Here is a 15,159-nt window from a genome sequence, read left to right on the forward strand (position 1 = left end):
ACCTGCCGCATTTTGCTTATTTTTGCAGCGCCTCACTGAGGTCGGCGATGAGGTCTTTAGGATCTTCAATCCCCACCGACAGGCGAATCAGCTGTGGCACAATACCGTTTGCCAGCCGTTGCGCCAGCGGAATCGAGGCGTGCGTCATGCTGTAAGGCTGGCTCACCAGACTCTCCACGCCGCCCAGGCTTTCCGCAAGGGTGAACAACGTCAGGTTGCGAATCACCTCTGTGGCGCGTTGCGCATCACCTTTCACCACGACAGAAATCATCCCGCCGGGCAGCGCCATCTGCGTGCGTGCAAGCTGATATTGCGGGTGCGACTCCAGTCCGGGATAAAAGACCCGTTCAACCAGCGGATGCTGTTCCAGCCATTGCGCAATCGCCAGCGCGTTGCTGCTGTGTTTCTCTATGCGCAGCGAAAGGGTACGAATACCGCGCAGGGTCAGGAAGCTGCTAAACGGGTCCAGTACGCCGCCAACCGCGTTCTGCAGGTAGCCAAGCCTGTCCGCCAGCGCCGGATTATCACCCACCACCGCCAGCCCGGCCACCACGTCAGAGTGGCCGTTAAGGTATTTGGTTGCTGAGTGCACCACGATGTCGAAACCCGACGCCAGCGGACGGTGAATGACCGGCGATGCGAAGGTGTTATCCGCCACGCTGATAACGTTATGACGACGGGCGATGTCAGCGATAGCCGCTAAATCCGCCAGCTTCAGCAGCGGGTTGGTGGGTGTTTCAACCCAGATCATGCGGGTGTCCGGGCGAATGGCCGCCTCAAGCCCGGCTAGATCGTCCGGCTTAACCCAGCTGACCTGCAGACCGGTGCTGCGTTTGCGGACATTTTCAATCAGGCGATATGTGCCGCCGTAGACGTCATCAATGGCGACAATATGGCTGTCTTTATCCAGCAGTTCAAGCACGGTGGAGATGGCGGCAAGACCGGATGCAAAGGCGTAGCCGCGCGTTCCGCCTTCCAGTTCGGCGATGGCGGTTTCGAGCGCATGGCGCGTCGGATTGCCGCTGCGGGAATACTCATAGCCGGTATGCTCCCCGGGAGAGGGTTGCGCAAACGTCGAGGTGGCGTAAATCGGCGGCATAACGGCGCCATGCTGATCATTGAACGCGCCGCTGTGGACGCTCAGGGTTGCCAGGTTTTTCATCATCTGTTCCTTATGGCTGAAGACGGTTGCGCCACGCGGTCAGCACGTCGCTGCGCGTAATCAAACCGAGAAAACGGTCGTTGTCATTAATGACGGCCACCAGACCGCGGTCGAAGATGGCGTGCAGGGCGCTTTCCGGGGCGCGTTTATCGAGAAATTCCACCTGACGCGTCATGGCCTCTGTCACGGGAAGGGCGAAGCGGTCAGCTTCACCGCCGATATGCCGCAACAGATCCCACTCGTCGATAATGCCGACGACCTGACCGTTTTCCAGTACCGGCAGTTGGGAGATGTCGTACAGGCGCATGCGCGCCAGAACGGTGGAGAGCGTGTCATCCGGTGCGGCGGTGACGGTAGCGCCTTCATCGTGGCGCAGGGCAATGTAATCAGAGAGATCGCCTGCCTGAGGGCGCGTGATGAGCCCCTGCTGGCGCATCCAGTCGTCGTTGAACATCTTCGAGAGATATTTATTGCCGCTGTCGCAGGCGAAGGTCACCACGCGTTTCGGCGTGGTTTGCGCCTGGCAATATTTCAGCGCCGCCGCCAGCAGGGTGCCGCTGGAGGAGCCCGCCAGAATGCCTTCCGTTTTCAGCAGTTCACGCGCGGTGGCAAACGCTTCGCGGTCGGTAATGCGCCACGCGCGGTTCACGCCTTCAATGTGGGCCAGCGGTGGAATAAAGTCTTCGCCAATGCCCTCAACCAGCCAGGCGCCCGCATCGTGGTAGCGACCGGTCTCGACCTGATCGGCGAGCACAGACCCGGCCGGGTCGGCCAGCACAAACTCCGTATGTGGAGAATGCTCTGAAAACCACGCCTGCAGGCCGCCCAGCGTGCCGCCTGAGCCGACGCCGACCACGATGGCGTCAATTCTGCCGTCAAGCTGCTCATACAGTTCCGGTGCCGTGGTAGTGCGATGTGCCAGCGGGTTGGCATCGTTATTGAACTGGTCGATATAAAACGCGCCGGGCAGATCATCGGCCAGGCGCTGGGCGTAATCCTGGTAATAGGCCGGATGCCCCTTGTTGACGTCGGAACGGGTCAGTATCACCTGGGCACCCAGCGCGCGCAGGTGGAAAATCTTCTCGCGGCTCATTTTGTCCGGCACCACCAGGATAAGCGTATAGCCTTTCTGGGCGGCGATCAGCGCCAGCCCGAGGCCGGTATTCCCCGCCGTTGCTTCAATAATCGTGCCACCCGGCCGTAGCTGGCCGGTACGCTCCGCGTCGTTAATCATCGATAACGCCACGCGATCTTTAATGGAGCCGCCGGGGTTTTGGTTCTCCAGCTTCAGAAACAGCGAGCAGGGACCGGTATCAAGCTTGTGCAGCTGGATCAGCGGTGTCCGGCCAATCAGTTCGGTGACGGAGTGGTAGATCGTCATGATGTTTTCCTTTCTGGGTGTCATGACGGGATGATAGGGCGGTGAAATTTTCGCAATAAAGAACACTTCACTGCTTTTTATAACAGACGGGAATATCAGTGCTGTTTTTGGATGTCAGGACAGCAAGACGTAAAGTTGTCTGGAAGTGAGGATGGCTATCTTGGCATAAAATGCTGCAATAATGACCGTTTTTTTCGCATATCAGTCAAGCGTTATGCGTCTGGCAGATAATCATTGCTGAAATCAATCTAAATACTTCCCGCCGTGTAGCGTCGTTATTTATTACTGAAAGTTATAACACATGCTTTTTTGTTCATTTAAAAACTGATAACGCCTGTTTACTATCGTTTGGACATCCATACTTCTAAACCGCCATTGGCGGATCGGATAATGAATTAGAATGATTGTACTCAGAAATATTTCGAAGGTTTTTGACAACGGTAAGGCGGCGCTCACAGCCGTTGATAACGTCAATTTGACGATTGAGCAGGGACAGGTTTACGGCATTATCGGCTACAGCGGCGCCGGGAAAAGCACGCTGATTCGTCTGCTGAATGGTCTGGAGAAACCCAGCGCTGGCAGCGTCACGATTAACGGGCAGGACATCTCTGCCGCAAAAGGTGAAGCCCTGCGTCAGGCACGCCTGAAAATCAGTATGGTGTTCCAGCACTTCAACCTGCTGTGGTCGCGCACGGTAAGTGAGAATATCGCGTTCTCCATGCAGATCGCCGGTGTGCCAAAAGCCAGAATCAAGGCTCGCGTGGCGGAACTGGTGGCGCTGGTGGGGCTGAAAGGGCGTGAGAATGCCTACCCGTCACAGCTAAGCGGCGGACAAAAACAGCGCGTGGGGATTGCGCGCGCGCTGGCCAATAACCCGGACGTTTTGCTGTGTGATGAAGCCACGTCCGCACTCGACCCGCAGACCACCGATCAGATCCTCGATCTGCTGCTGGATATCAACCGTCGTTTCAAGCTGACCATCGTGCTGATCACCCACGAAATGCATGTGGTGCGCAAGATCTGCGACCGCGTGGCGGTGATGGAAAACGGTAAGGTGGTGGAAGAGGGGGATGTGCTGAGTGTATTCACCCATCCGCAACAGCCGATTACGCAGCAGTTTGTCCGCCAGGTAAGTCAGTACGCCGAGGAAGAAACCTTCAATACCGAACTGGCAAACGATCTGGAAGGCACGGTCATCCGTCTGACCTTTACCGGCCACAGCACGCACAAGCCGGTCGTGGGTGAGCTGACCCTGCGCTACGGTCTGCCGTTTAACATCCTGCACGGGAAAATGACGCAAACCGCCCACGGCGTTTTCGGCCAGCTCTGGGTCCACGTCGTGGCATCTGATAAACAACTGAACAATATCCTCGCCGACCTGAAGCACAGCGATATTGAAGGCGAGGTCATTAAACATGGCTGAGAATCTCTTCCCGCACCTCAAATGGGATCAGCTCTGGGCGGCGACGCAGGAGACGCTGTACATGACCGCGCTTTCCGGGGTGGCGACCTTTGTGCTGGGGATCGTGCTGGGCCTGGCGCTGTTCTTAACCGCGCGCGGCGGGCTGTTTCAAAACCGCACGGTCTATAGCGTGATTTCGATTGTGGTGAACGTGTTTCGTTCAATCCCGTTCATCATTCTGATCGTCCTGTTGATCCCGTTCACCAAGACCATCGTCGGTACCATTCTTGGTGCCAACGCGGCGCTGCCGGCCCTGATTGTGGGGGCCGCGCCGTTCTACGCACGCCTGGTGGAGATTGCCCTGCGCGAAGTGGACAAAGGGGTAATCGAAGCAACGCGCTCAATGGGCGCACGACTGAGCACGCTCGTGTTTCGGGTTTTACTGCCGGAATCATCACCTGCACTGGTATCAGGGATAACGGTAACGCTGATTGCGCTGGTGAGTTACAGCGCCATGGCGGGGGTGATTGGCGCCGGCGGTTTGGGAAATCTGGCTTATCTGGAAGGATTCCAGCGCAACCATGGTGACGTCACGCTGGTGGCAACGGTGACCATTCTAATCATCGTTTTCATTATCCAGTTCTGCGGCGACGCTATGACTTCTCTGTTAGATAAACGCTAATAAATACACACAGGAACCACATCATGAAAAAAACACTGACACTGATCGCCGCAGCCACCCTGAGCGCCCTGAGCTTCGCCTCCTGGGCGGATACGCTGACTGTGGGCGCATCCAACACCCCGCACGCCGAAATTCTGGAGCAGGCAAAGCCGATTCTGGCTAAGCAGGGGATTGACCTGGAGATTAAACCGTTCCAGGACTACATTCTGCCCAACACCGCGCTGGCGGGTCATGACATTGACGCCAACTATTTCCAGCATATTCCTTACCTGAACAGCGTGCTGAAAGATCACGCGGGCGATAAGGATTACGATTTTGTCAGTGCGGGTGCTATCCACATTGAGCCAATCGGTATCTACTCCAAAAAGTACAAGTCGCTGAAGGACCTGCCGGAAGGCGGTAAGATCATTATGCGTGATGCCGTTTCCGAAGAAGGCCGTATTCTCTCCATCTTTGAAAAAGAGGGCGTGATCAAGCTGAAGCCCGGCATCGATAAAGTGACGGCGCGTATCAGCGACATCGTTGAGAACCCGAAGAAGCTGCAGTTCACGCCTAACGTCGAAGCCTCTCTGCTGCCGCAGATGTACAACAACGATGAAGGCGCTGCGGTAGTGATTAACGCCAACTATGCGATTGACGCCGGTCTGGACCCGGTGCACGACCCGATTGCGGTAGAGAGCGGTGAAAATAACCCGTACGCCAATATCATTACCGTGCATCGCGGTGACGAGAAGAAGAAGGACATCGTCGCACTGGTGAACGTGCTGCACTCCAAAGAGATTCAGGACTGGATCCGCACCAAATACAAAGGTGCTGTGATTCCGGTTAATAACTAATTAGCTGATTTTACAGATGAAGCCCGGCTAGATCCTCGCCGGGCTTCTTTTTTGTATCCGGCAGGAGAATCATTTAAGCTCAACGTTTAAAAGGCAACGGAGTGATGACGATGGGTAACGTGACCAAAGATGAAGCGCTGTACCAGGAGATGTGCCGGGTGGTCGGTAAGGTAGTACTTGAGATGCGTGATTTAGGGCAGGAGCCGAAGCATATTGTCATTGCGGGTGTGCTGCGCACGGCGCTGGCGAACCAGCGCATCAAGCGTAGCGAATTGACAACCGAAGCGATGGAGACGGTGGTTAAAGCGCTGGCCGGGTGATGCGCCCGCGTTTCTCAGATCCCGCATATCAACAGTCGTTATTGTTATTTCCCCTCCATTGTTAATGGGTGTTTTACTGAACGCAGGTGAAGCAAGAGGGGCAAGACGATGAAAAAATGGATCAGCACGTTACGGCGGTTTTTTGCCACCCGACCAGCGAATGCGGAGAACAGCGCGCAACGTGTTCTTGAGTCAATACTGCCTGCCGCCAGCCTGTACGGCGTGGACGTTGCTAACATAGACCCGGAGTGGTTCCATGATAAAACGTCACGCTGAACTGCGCCGCACGCGCGAAATGTACTGGAATGAGCTGTGCGTTACGTGTGTAAAGCCACAATGAGCGGAAAAGTACGCGGTGAATCATTCGGTTAATTAACCCGTTGTTTGTTACCTATAGGTCCTTTCATTAATGGAGATAATGATGAAACGGACCACGTTAACCACGGCTCTTTCAGCCCCTTCGTTACTTCTCGCCATGCATGCGGCGCACGCTGCGCCACAGGCTCATGTTGTCTGCGGCTACTCCCATACCCTTGGCGATGATGCAATTATGATGTTTGGCAGGCCCAACGAGGCCATGCTGCATGACTTCTTCGGCAACACGCACACCGATGCCAGCTCGAGCCGGGAAACCCTGCGCACGCTGGAAGAAACCACCTGCGATAACAAAGCGGATAGCTCGGCATACTGGGCACCTTCGCTGCGGCTGCCTGACGGCACTGTCGTAAAACCCGCGTATCAAAAAACCTATTATCAGGCCTCGAATGTGGAAACCTGGCCGCTGCAGCCTTTCCCGGTGGGGCTATCACTGCTGGCGGGGGATCACCATGGATCTGCGCCTAACCCGCATATCACGTTCTTATGTGCTAATGGCAAAGGTTACACGACAAAAACAGGCGAAGTGTGCGGGCTACGCAAGGCGGGAGACGCCGTGCAGTTTAATATCGGTATTCAGTTTCCCAACTGCTGGGATGGCGTGAATCTCAAGCCCGCTCACGGCGTTGCCAATGCGACGTACGATACGAAAGGGCAATGCCCTACCGCGTTTCCGGTGAAAATTCCCACCGTGAACATGAACATCGCGTATGTGCTTCCGACAATTTCATCCCTTGATACCAGCAAAGCACAGCTTTCCCTCGATCCCATTATGCATGGTGACGAACGCGAAGAACGCTGGGGAAGTCTCTACACTGCGCATGCTGATTTCATGAATGGCTGGACGGAAGAGGGGGCGCGCTTTATGACCGAGCTGTGTATGAATCGCGGGCTGGACTGTGGCACGACCGTGCCATATGCCTATTCAAAAGCGCAGGCAAACGTCTGGCTAAGCAGCCTTGAGCCGGGGCTCTCCCAGCCTCAGCCGCAGGCTTTGCTGGTGCAGGATAACTGGCAGAACGGAGGCCGAACGAAAAACAGTGAAACCCTCTCACTGGTAAAGTTTACGATCCCGCCGCTGCCAGCGGGACAGGATCCTTCTCTGTTTAAATATCGCGTTCGCATTTACGGCGGTAAGGTAGAAACTGACGGCGCCGATCAGATCTTCTTCTATCCGGCCAGCAACGACTGGGATCCTGCAACGGTGAACTGGGCTGACCGCCCGGCCTGCAGCTATCGATCCGATGCGGTGCTGTATCTCAACCACTCGCGCGAGTACAGAATGGTGGATGTCGACAAAGCCGTGCGCAAGGCGCTGGCGGAAGGGAAAACCGAAATATCGTGGTATATCGGCGGCGACCGCCAGGGGAACCATTACCAGTTTGAACCGGCTTCTTCGGCGCAAAGCCTTGTACTGATGCTGACGGGGTTTAAAAAGACGCCTGAACTGTAGCTCTCCGTTGAGTGCCAAAAAAAGCACCGGCTGACCGGTGCTTTTTATCAGATCTTGCAGGCATCACCGCAGTCGTCGTCGGCGACAATCGCCTGGGCTTTTTTGTCCGCGTCATCCAGACGTTCCGCGTTGCGTTCTTCCGCTTCATCCAGTCCGTTAAAAACCAGGTTATCGAGATCAATTTCCATGTTGCACCTGCTATGTTCAGTTATTGATACGGGCACAGTATAGGGCAAAAAAAGCCAGCAATGTACCACGCAGCACATAAGGATAATCCCTGCCATACTCAGTGCTTTATCACTGAGGAGCGCTCATGATTACACTCTGTAAAACCTGCGGTACTTCCTACGATGCACAGCCGGAAAGATGCCCGATTTGCGAGGATGAACGTCAGTATGTCCCGGCCAGCGGCCAGGCGTGGATCGAGTATGCGACGGTAACGGCCACGCACGCGAATAAATGGCAGCAGCTGGAGCCGCAGTTGTACAGCATCAAAACGGTACCGTCTTTTGCGATTAACCAGCGCGCGTTGCTGCTGCGTACCCCACACGGCAATATTTTGTGGGACTGCATCGCCAACCTTGACCCGGCCACCCACGCTATCATCACCGCGCTCGGCGGCCTCCGCGCCATTGCGATTTCCCATCCGCACTATTACACCACCATGCAGGAGTGGGCCGCGGCGTTTGATGCGCCGGTCTATCTGCACGCCAGCGATCGCGAATGGGTGATGCGCGCCAGTCCGGCGATTGTTTACTGGGAGGGCGATGCGCTGGAGATCGTGCCATCGGTTACTTTGCTGCGTCTCGGCGGCCATTTCGCAGGCGGCACGGTGCTGCACTGGCAGGAAGGCGAGGGCGTTTTGCTGGCGGGGGATATTTTGCAGGTCACCCCCGGGAGGGATGCGGTGTCGTTTATGTGGAGCTACCCGAATATGCTTCCGCTGCCTGCCCGCAAGGTTGAGGAAGTCACCCGGCGCCTGGTGGGCAAAACTTTCGCCCGTCTTTACGGCGCGTTCGAAGGGCAGAACATTCCGGCGAATGCCGACGCTATCGTACAGCGGTCGGGCCAGAAATATATTGCTTGTCTGAAGTGAAGCGCGATGGGTAAACTTTACGAGTGTGATCGCGATCATACCTAAACTAAAACAGATAAAAGAGAAATTGCTATGCAACATATCATTGAAGGTTTTCTCAGCTTTCAAAAAGAGATTTTCCCGCAACGTAAAGAGCTCTTTCGCAGTTTAGCGTCCAGCCAGAATCCCAAAGCGCTGTTCATCTCATGCTCCGACAGCCGTCTGGTCCCGGAACTGGTTACTCAGCAAGAGCCGGGACAACTCTTTGTCATTCGTAATGCTGGTAATATTGTGCCGCCGTTCGGGCCTGAGCCTGGCGGTGTCTCCGCCACTATCGAATACGCGGTTGTGGCGCTGGGCGTGACGGATATCGTCATCTGCGGCCACTCCAACTGTGGCGCGATGAAGGCGATTGCCGATAACGCGAACCTGGAGCCGATGCCTGCTGTTTCACACTGGCTGCGCTATTCCGATGCGGCCAAAGCCGTGGTTGAGAAGAAAACCTGGGATAAACCGCTCGATAAAGTGAATGCGATGGTGCAGGAGAACGTGTTTGCGCAACTGAGCAACATTAAGACTCACCCGTCCGTCGCGGTGGGGCTGCGTAACAACTCCCTTCGCCTGCACGGCTGGGTCTATGACATTGAAAGCGGCGAAATTCGTGCCCTGGATAAAGCGACGAAAACCTTTGTCTCGCTGTCTGAAAACCCGGACGTCTTCTTCGAGTAATATCGCGTTGCAGGGCATGGAAGCCCTGTCAGTTCTCTACGTACGGTAATCGACGCCGTAAACCTGTGGCCGGTTTTTCAGCCGCCCTGGCCATCGCCTCTGCAATCTCTGCACACTCCGCCAGCCCCTGAACAAAGGGATGATCGTGCATCAGCCACGGAATCGCGCCAAACGCGATTCGCCCGCGAACCGTTTCAGGCGCATTTAGCGTGTAATCTTCACCGACATCGGGTATCTCGTCGCCGGTCGTTTCCAGCGCTCTGCGCAGTGAGGGGAAAGGCAGATCTTTGGTTTTGAGCGGCTTTTGCCCGCGTGCATCGATGAAAACGTCAAAGCGGTAAACGGTCTCTTTTGTGGACACCACCGTGCGGTCGCTGCCAACATCCAGCGTATAGTCGTCGCCCAGGGCCGCCACGCTGATGATGCCAGCCTCGCGAAGCGCAAGCAGTCTGCGGATAGACTGCGGAGGGATCGCCGCATAGTTGTCGATAAACACGCGGGCCAGCCCGTTTTTGAAGCGCTCTCTGTCCTGATCGCTAAGATGGGGAACAATCTCCTGAACGACCTCATGCAGCCGAAGGACGGTATAGCGCCAGGCGACGGTGCGCCGTTCGCGTTTGTTTCGTTCAACTTCATTGAGGTTCTCTTCCGCCCAGCTAAACGGACCGTGCTGTTGACGATCCTCAAACCAGGCGTCACGCAGGCTGTCGGCGTTGTGGCGTTGCAGAGAAATTTTCTCGCACCATGCCGGGTCGGCACGTTGAAGCTCTTTCACCATCAGGGCAAAAATGCGGTCAAGCAGGCCATCCGATCCTTTGGCTATCTCGCCTTCAACCACGGATGCGGTTAAAACGGACAGCGGTTCGTAAGGGATAGGGCAGTAAAAATCGGCTTCCGGCAGAATGCCTGTCCGCGACATCAGCGTAATGTTTAACGCTTCACTGCCTTTGTCCAGGATGAATTTACCGTCACGGAACTCACCGTGCTGCATCACCACCGCCATCGCCGCATCCAGACCGCTTAACGATGTTCCCATAATGCCAACGCGGCAAGGGGGAATGCGGGCGTCCATCAGACCGGACCACGGGCTTGGGAAGAATGTGCGCGTGGCTTCGTCCTCGTCTGGCCAGACGTGACCGGTGGCGATAACCGCAAGGTCAAAGCGTTCAGGAAAGACGTTGCCATTGACGGAAAGCGTGACGCCGGTTGAGGAGGGAATGACGTCGGTAACGGCGGCGGATTCATGGATGTTAACCTCGAACCCCTGCTTTTTAGCTTCTTTGACGATGGTTCGAAAGCTATCGCGAAAATATTCACCCAGCAGGATCCGGGGCAGGAACTGCCGATCGTGGAGCGTGGTTTTATCTACCTTAAAACGCGCCAGGTGCGCTTCGCTCTGTCCCTTCAGCCAGTCGAGGTAGGTCATAAAAATGGGCGGGATTTCAATGCTCGCAATGTTCGCCAGCATCAGGCGAGAATTATCGTCGTCGTTATAAGGCATGCCCACGCCAGCGTCATCGGCCTGTTCAAAGACGGAAACTGAGAGCGGGGTGCTGTTTTTAAGCAGATGATAAAAGGTGTAAATCCCTGTGGGGCCGGAGCCGATAATGGCGATACTCTTCATCAACGCGCTTCCTGTATTTTTTCCATAAGAAAAGCGTAGCAGGAGAATAATGATGAAAATAAGGGATTAAGAAAAATCAGGGTATCTGAAGAGGATTTGCACCATTTCAGGACTGAAATGGTGCGTCCGAGTGGACTCGAACCACCGACCCCCACCATGTCAAGGTGGTGCTCTAACCAACTGAGCTACGGACGCAGAATGGTGCGTTCAATTGGACTCGAACCAACGACCCCCACCATGTCAAGGTGGTGCTCTAACCAACTGAGCTATGAACGCAACGTGTTGTCGGTGACAACGGGGACGAATATTAGCGGCACAGCATCAAGGTGGCAAGAGGGAAAATGCATTTTTCTCTCTGAATTCACGCGATTGCTTCATTACCGCGCAAAGTGAAGAGAAAGTAGCCGCCAGCAGACGGCTACTGCGTATTTAACGCGCAGCGCGTTGCAAAATCACGGTTGATGGCTGGCGCTGCAGGAAGCGCATGCGCATCATCATCATGATCGCGGCTGACGTCAGACCAATGATAAAGCCCATCCAGAACCCGGCGGGTCCCATGCGGTCAACCACCAGGTCGGTCAGGGCCAGGATGTAGCCGCACGGCAGTCCCAGTACCCAGTAGGCGATGAAGGTAATAAAGAAGATGGAGCGCGTATCTTTGTATCCGCGAAGCACGCCGCTGCCAATCACCTGGATAGAGTCTGAAATCTGGTACACCGCGGCGAGCAGCATCAGGTGCGAGGCCAGTGCCACCACTTCCGGGTTGTCGTTATAGAGCAGGGCAATTTGCTCGCGTAATGCAACGGTAAAGAGCGCCGTACAGACCGCCATGCAGACACCGACGCCCAGCCCGGTCCGTGCGGCCGTTTGCGCATCCAGCGTCGAGCCCTGGCCCAGGCGGAAGCCGACGCGAATCGTCACCGCCGCCGCCAGCGACATCGGCAGAACGAACATCAGGGAGCTGAAGTTGAGCGCAATCTGGTGCCCGGCCACGTTAACGATCCCCAGTGGGGAGACCAGCAGGGCGACGACGGCAAAGAGCGTCACTTCAAAAAACAGGGCCAGCGCAATCGGCAAGCCTAACTGCATCAGGCGCGTCATGATGCTCCAGTCCGGCGTACTGAATCTTTTCTCATTACGAATATCGCGCATAGAGCGGGCGTGTTTCACAAAGGTAAGCATACAGAAGAACATTACCCAGTAGACCGCCGCGGTTGCCACGCCGCAGCCGACGCCGCCCAGCTCTGGCATCCCGAAATGACCGTAAATAAAGATATAGTTCACCGGAATATTCACCAGCAGGCCGATAAAGCCCATCACCATCCCGGGCTTGGTTTTCGCCAGGCCTTCGCACTGGTTACGCGCCACCTGGAAGAAGAGGTAGCCCGGTGCCCCCCAGAGCAGGGCACGCAGATAGCCCACGGCTTTGTCAGCCAGTGCCGGGTCAATGTTATCCATCGCGCGAATGATATGACCGGCGTTCCAGAGCACGACCATAATCAGCACGGAGACAAATCCGGCCAGCCAGAACCCCTGGCGGACCTGATGGGCAATGCGTTCGCGACGTCCCGAACCATTAAGTTGAGCAATAACCGGCGTCAGCGCGAGCAGCAGACCATGGCCGAACAGGATGGCCGGAAGCCAGATTGATGTACCGATGGCGACGGCCGCCATATCAGTGGCGCTATAGCCACCTGCCATGACGGTATCCACAAATCCCATTGCGGTCTGGGCCACTTGCGCGATGATCACTGGTATCGCCAGTGCCAATAACTGCCGCGCTTCATTCATGTACTTCTGCACGTGAACACCTTTATATTGTAGTTATAAGAGAGACTAAAAAAGCCGCCGTAACGGGCAGCAAGAAGAAAATGCGGGGGGTGCCAGCTATTGTAGCGGGCTTTAGCTATTTATCTAGTGAAAAAATCGCCAGAAAATGCGCTCCGCTGGCAACCTCTTTTTCCAACTGTTATTGTGGTGGGATTAAACGGTGTAACCACCGTCCGGAGAAAACAGGAGTTGTAAGCATGTTTACTGGTATTGTGCAGGGCACTGCCAAAGTGGTGTCCATTGATGAAAAACCTAATTTTCGTACGCATGTTGTAGAGCTGCCGGAATATATGCTTGATGGGATCGAAACCGGCGCCTCGATTGCCCATAACGGCTGCTGTCTGACCGTCACCGAAATTAATGGCAACAAGATCAGCTTTGATTTAATGAAAGAGACCCTGCGTATTACTAATCTGGGCGAGCTGGCTGTAGGTGATACCGTCAACGTTGAGCGTGCGGCGAAGTTCAGTGATGAGATTGGCGGCCATCTGATGTCGGGGCACATCATGACCACGGCTGAAGTGGCGAAAATCGTGACCTCGGAAAATAACCGTCAAATCTGGTTCAAAATGCAGGATCCGTCATTAATGAAATACATCCTCTATAAAGGATTTATTGGCATTGATGGGATTAGCCTGACGGTTGGAGAAGTGACGGCAACGCGTTTTTGCGTGCATTTAATTCCTGAAACGCTGCAACGCACCACGCTGGGTTCGAAAAAACTCGGGCATCGCGTGAATATCGAAATCGATCCGCAAACCCAGGCGGTAGTGGATACGGTTGAGCGCGTGCTGGCGGCAAAAGAAGCGGCAATAATAACGAGCACAGAAGACGAATAAAAAATAACCCCGGGTAACCGGGGTTATTTTTTTTAGCGGGCGACCCGCAAGCCGTGCTCAATCCCCCGGCTGAAAACAACCTGCCAGAGCTGAATATCCCGCGCGCGAAACGCCCCCGCGCAGGCATTCAGATAATAGCTAAACATCCGCTTGAATCGTTCAGAGTAGTTGTCCGCAATCTCCGGCCAGGCTTCCTGAAAACGTGCATGCCATGCCATCAATGTGGTGTCGTAATCCGCGCCAAAGTTATGCCAGTCTTCCATCACGAAATGGGACTCGCTGGCGTTGGCAATCTGGCGCACGGACGGTAAACAGCCATTCGGGAATATGTATTTGTTGATCCACGGGTCGACGTTGTTGTCGGTGCGCTTAGACCCGATGGTGTGCAGCAGGAAAATGCCGTCTGGTTTCAAATTGCGATCCACGACGTCAAAATAGGTGTCGTAGTTTTTCGGGCCAACATGTTCGAACATACCCACGGAGACAATACGATCAAACTGTTCGTTCAGGTCACGGTAATCCTGCAGCCGGATGTCAACATCAAGACCCTGGCAGCGTTCTCGCGCCAGCTTTTGCTGTTCTGCTGAAATCGTGACGCCGACGACGCTGACGCCATAGTGCTTCGCCATAAAATACGCCAGCCCACCCCAGCCGCAGCCGATATCCAGCACACGCATTCCGGGCTCAAGCTGCAGTTTCTCGCTAATCAGACGCAGCTTGGCCTGTTGCGCCTCTTCAAGCGTCGATGCCTCTTTCCAGTAGGCGCAGGAATATTGCATGAAGGGGTCCAGCATACGGCTGAACAGGTCGTTGCCAAGGTCGTAGTGCTCTTTGCCGACGATCCAGGCGCGTTTTTTACTTTGCAGGTTAAACAGGCGGGCTGAGGCGACGCGCAGGGTGTCTTTCAGATGGCGAGGGAGTTGATTTTCCAGACCAGCACGCAAAACGCGGGTGAAAAATATATCCAGCCGTTCGCATTCCCACCAGCCATCCATATAACTTTCTCCCAGGCCTAACGATCCCTCTCGTAACACGCGTTTAAAAAAGTCGGGATGTTTAACCTGAGGATCGGATGGCGATGATCCATTAATCGTGATGCCTGCTCGACCTAACAGTTCACTGACGATCCGGGACCAGTTATCGTCCGGAACGCTGACTTCTTCTATACACGATGAACTCATAGCTTCTCCATCACCCTACTGTGATCAGAACCTTCAAACAGCGTAGACGCTTTTTTTGGTTTGTGAGAAATCTCACGGTATATACCGCGAGGCTAGTATCCGACGTAGAACAGAGGAAGGGAGATAACCCTTGCCGAAATGCCTTCCATGGTAAAACGGGAGCACTCCGGCTCCCGTTAACACTTAATATTTATCGTATTTAATCGAACCAAATTTAGTATAGGCCGCAAAATTTGGTGATTCAATAGAAAATTGTTAGCAACCTAATCA

Annotated in this window: 15 protein-coding genes and 2 tRNA genes; 9 read left to right on the forward strand and 8 right to left on the reverse strand. The window is 54.9% G+C overall.

Going from position 1 to position 15,159, the window contains the following annotated elements; translation table 11 throughout:
* Positions 1 to 16: 16 nt before the first annotated feature.
* Both ACOTYN_RS02100 and ACOTYN_RS02105 read right to left on the reverse strand, forming a co-directional pair.
* A complete protein-coding gene (locus ACOTYN_RS02100; RefSeq protein WP_071922303.1) occupies positions 17 to 1,162 on the reverse strand; it encodes a trans-sulfuration enzyme family protein in 1,146 nt (381 codons plus the stop codon).
* Between the two features lie 10 nt (positions 1,163 to 1,172).
* Positions 1,173 to 2,543, reverse strand: coding sequence for a pyridoxal-phosphate dependent enzyme (locus ACOTYN_RS02105; protein ID WP_071922302.1), 1,371 nt, complete (start codon positions 2,541 to 2,543; stop codon positions 1,173 to 1,175).
* 400 nt (positions 2,544 to 2,943) lie between these two features.
* Here ACOTYN_RS02105 and ACOTYN_RS02110 point away from each other — a divergent pair, with 400 nt between their 5' ends.
* The 6 genes from ACOTYN_RS02110 (at position 2,944) to ACOTYN_RS02135 (ending at position 7,611) form a co-directional block, all read left to right on the forward strand.
* Positions 2,944 to 3,966, forward strand: coding sequence for a methionine ABC transporter ATP-binding protein (locus ACOTYN_RS02110; RefSeq protein WP_071922301.1), 1,023 nt, complete (start codon positions 2,944 to 2,946; stop codon positions 3,964 to 3,966).
* The gene (locus ACOTYN_RS02115) at positions 3,959 to 4,627 is read left to right on the forward strand and encodes a methionine ABC transporter permease (protein WP_014883540.1); all 669 of its coding nucleotides are present in this window, start codon (positions 3,959 to 3,961) and stop codon (positions 4,625 to 4,627) included. The genes ACOTYN_RS02110 and ACOTYN_RS02115 overlap by 8 nt, the downstream gene beginning before the upstream one ends.
* A gap of 23 nt (positions 4,628 to 4,650) precedes the next feature.
* On the forward strand, positions 4,651 to 5,463 hold the full coding sequence (locus tag ACOTYN_RS02120) for a MetQ/NlpA family ABC transporter substrate-binding protein (protein WP_003857677.1): 813 nt from the start codon (positions 4,651 to 4,653) through the stop codon (positions 5,461 to 5,463).
* A 110-nt stretch (positions 5,464 to 5,573) separates the two neighbouring features.
* On the forward strand, positions 5,574 to 5,783 hold the full coding sequence (gene fumD, locus ACOTYN_RS02125) for a fumarate hydratase FumD (RefSeq protein WP_014883541.1): 210 nt from the start codon (positions 5,574 to 5,576) through the stop codon (positions 5,781 to 5,783).
* Positions 5,784 to 5,891: 108 nt separating this feature from the next.
* Positions 5,892 to 6,059 (forward strand): hypothetical protein, encoded by a 168-nt coding sequence (locus ACOTYN_RS02130; protein WP_048339216.1) that lies wholly within the window; start codon positions 5,892 to 5,894, stop codon positions 6,057 to 6,059.
* Positions 6,060 to 6,204: 145 nt separating this feature from the next.
* Entirely contained in the window at positions 6,205 to 7,611 is a 1,407-nt protein-coding gene (locus ACOTYN_RS02135) for a DUF1996 domain-containing protein (RefSeq protein ID WP_332956279.1), read from the forward strand.
* 47 nt (positions 7,612 to 7,658) lie between these two features.
* Here ACOTYN_RS02135 and ACOTYN_RS02140 read toward each other — a convergent pair whose 3' ends face one another.
* Positions 7,659 to 7,799, reverse strand: a complete 141-nt coding sequence (locus ACOTYN_RS02140) for a hypothetical protein (protein WP_003857665.1) — start codon at positions 7,797 to 7,799, stop codon at positions 7,659 to 7,661.
* Between the two features lie 125 nt (positions 7,800 to 7,924).
* Between ACOTYN_RS02140 and ACOTYN_RS02145 the strand changes: the two genes are divergently transcribed.
* Together ACOTYN_RS02145 and ACOTYN_RS02150 are read left to right on the forward strand one after the other, a co-directional pair.
* Positions 7,925 to 8,707, forward strand: a complete 783-nt coding sequence (locus tag ACOTYN_RS02145) for a hypothetical protein (RefSeq protein WP_063434457.1) — start codon at positions 7,925 to 7,927, stop codon at positions 8,705 to 8,707.
* 72 nt (positions 8,708 to 8,779) lie between these two features.
* On the forward strand, positions 8,780 to 9,415 hold the full coding sequence (locus tag ACOTYN_RS02150) for a carbonic anhydrase (RefSeq protein ID WP_014883545.1): 636 nt from the start codon (positions 8,780 to 8,782) through the stop codon (positions 9,413 to 9,415).
* A gap of 28 nt (positions 9,416 to 9,443) precedes the next feature.
* Here the strand turns inward: ACOTYN_RS02150 and ACOTYN_RS02155 are convergent, their stop codons facing one another.
* The 4 genes from ACOTYN_RS02155 to mdtK form a co-directional block, all read right to left on the reverse strand.
* Positions 9,444 to 11,039, reverse strand: coding sequence for an FAD-NAD(P)-binding protein (locus ACOTYN_RS02155; protein ID WP_045135089.1), 1,596 nt, complete (start codon positions 11,037 to 11,039; stop codon positions 9,444 to 9,446).
* A gap of 118 nt (positions 11,040 to 11,157) precedes the next feature.
* Positions 11,158 to 11,234 (reverse strand) — tRNA-Val (locus ACOTYN_RS02160).
* Positions 11,235 to 11,238: 4 nt separating this feature from the next.
* Positions 11,239 to 11,315, reverse strand: a tRNA-Val gene (locus ACOTYN_RS02165).
* Positions 11,316 to 11,468: 153 nt separating this feature from the next.
* Positions 11,469 to 12,842 (reverse strand): MdtK family multidrug efflux MATE transporter, encoded by a 1,374-nt coding sequence (gene mdtK / locus ACOTYN_RS02170; protein WP_014883547.1) that lies wholly within the window; start codon positions 12,840 to 12,842, stop codon positions 11,469 to 11,471.
* A 224-nt stretch (positions 12,843 to 13,066) separates the two neighbouring features.
* Here mdtK and ACOTYN_RS02175 point away from each other — a divergent pair, with 224 nt between their 5' ends.
* Entirely contained in the window at positions 13,067 to 13,708 is a 642-nt protein-coding gene (locus ACOTYN_RS02175) for a riboflavin synthase (RefSeq protein WP_014883548.1), read from the forward strand.
* Positions 13,709 to 13,740: 32 nt separating this feature from the next.
* Here the strand turns inward: ACOTYN_RS02175 and cfa are convergent, their stop codons facing one another.
* Positions 13,741 to 14,889 carry a cyclopropane fatty acyl phospholipid synthase gene (gene cfa / locus ACOTYN_RS02180; RefSeq protein ID WP_014883549.1) on the reverse strand — a complete coding sequence of 383 codons (1,149 nt, stop codon included), beginning with the start codon at positions 14,887 to 14,889 and terminating at the stop codon, positions 13,741 to 13,743.
* Between the last annotated feature and the right edge of the window lie 270 nt (positions 14,890 to 15,159).

Source organism: Enterobacter cloacae complex sp. IR5458, from assembly GCF_049238025.1.
In the GTDB taxonomy this organism is placed as follows: domain Bacteria; phylum Pseudomonadota; class Gammaproteobacteria; order Enterobacterales; family Enterobacteriaceae; genus Enterobacter; species Enterobacter kobei.

Coding starts and splice junctions, on each gene's coding strand:
- ACOTYN_RS02135 (WP_332956279.1), top strand. CDS start 6,205: ATGAAACGGACCACGTTAACCACGGCTCTTTCAGCCCCTTCGTTACTT.
- ACOTYN_RS02110 (WP_071922301.1), top strand. CDS start 2,944: ATGATTGTACTCAGAAATATTTCGAAGGTTTTTGACAACGGTAAGGCG.
- ACOTYN_RS02120 (WP_003857677.1), top strand. CDS start 4,651: ATGAAAAAAACACTGACACTGATCGCCGCAGCCACCCTGAGCGCCCTG.
- ACOTYN_RS02100 (WP_071922303.1), bottom strand. CDS start 1,162: ATGAAAAACCTGGCAACCCTGAGCGTCCACAGCGGCGCGTTCAATGAT.
- ACOTYN_RS02175 (WP_014883548.1), top strand. CDS start 13,067: ATGTTTACTGGTATTGTGCAGGGCACTGCCAAAGTGGTGTCCATTGAT.
- cfa (WP_014883549.1), bottom strand. CDS start 14,889: ATGAGTTCATCGTGTATAGAAGAAGTCAGCGTTCCGGACGATAACTGG.
- ACOTYN_RS02150 (WP_014883545.1), top strand. CDS start 8,780: ATGCAACATATCATTGAAGGTTTTCTCAGCTTTCAAAAAGAGATTTTC.
- ACOTYN_RS02140 (WP_003857665.1), bottom strand. CDS start 7,799: ATGGAAATTGATCTCGATAACCTGGTTTTTAACGGACTGGATGAAGCG.
- ACOTYN_RS02105 (WP_071922302.1), bottom strand. CDS start 2,543: ATGACGATCTACCACTCCGTCACCGAACTGATTGGCCGGACACCGCTG.
- ACOTYN_RS02155 (WP_045135089.1), bottom strand. CDS start 11,039: ATGAAGAGTATCGCCATTATCGGCTCCGGCCCCACAGGGATTTACACC.
- fumD (WP_014883541.1), top strand. CDS start 5,574: ATGGGTAACGTGACCAAAGATGAAGCGCTGTACCAGGAGATGTGCCGG.
- ACOTYN_RS02130 (WP_048339216.1), top strand. CDS start 5,892: ATGAAAAAATGGATCAGCACGTTACGGCGGTTTTTTGCCACCCGACCA.
- ACOTYN_RS02115 (WP_014883540.1), top strand. CDS start 3,959: ATGGCTGAGAATCTCTTCCCGCACCTCAAATGGGATCAGCTCTGGGCG.
- ACOTYN_RS02145 (WP_063434457.1), top strand. CDS start 7,925: ATGATTACACTCTGTAAAACCTGCGGTACTTCCTACGATGCACAGCCG.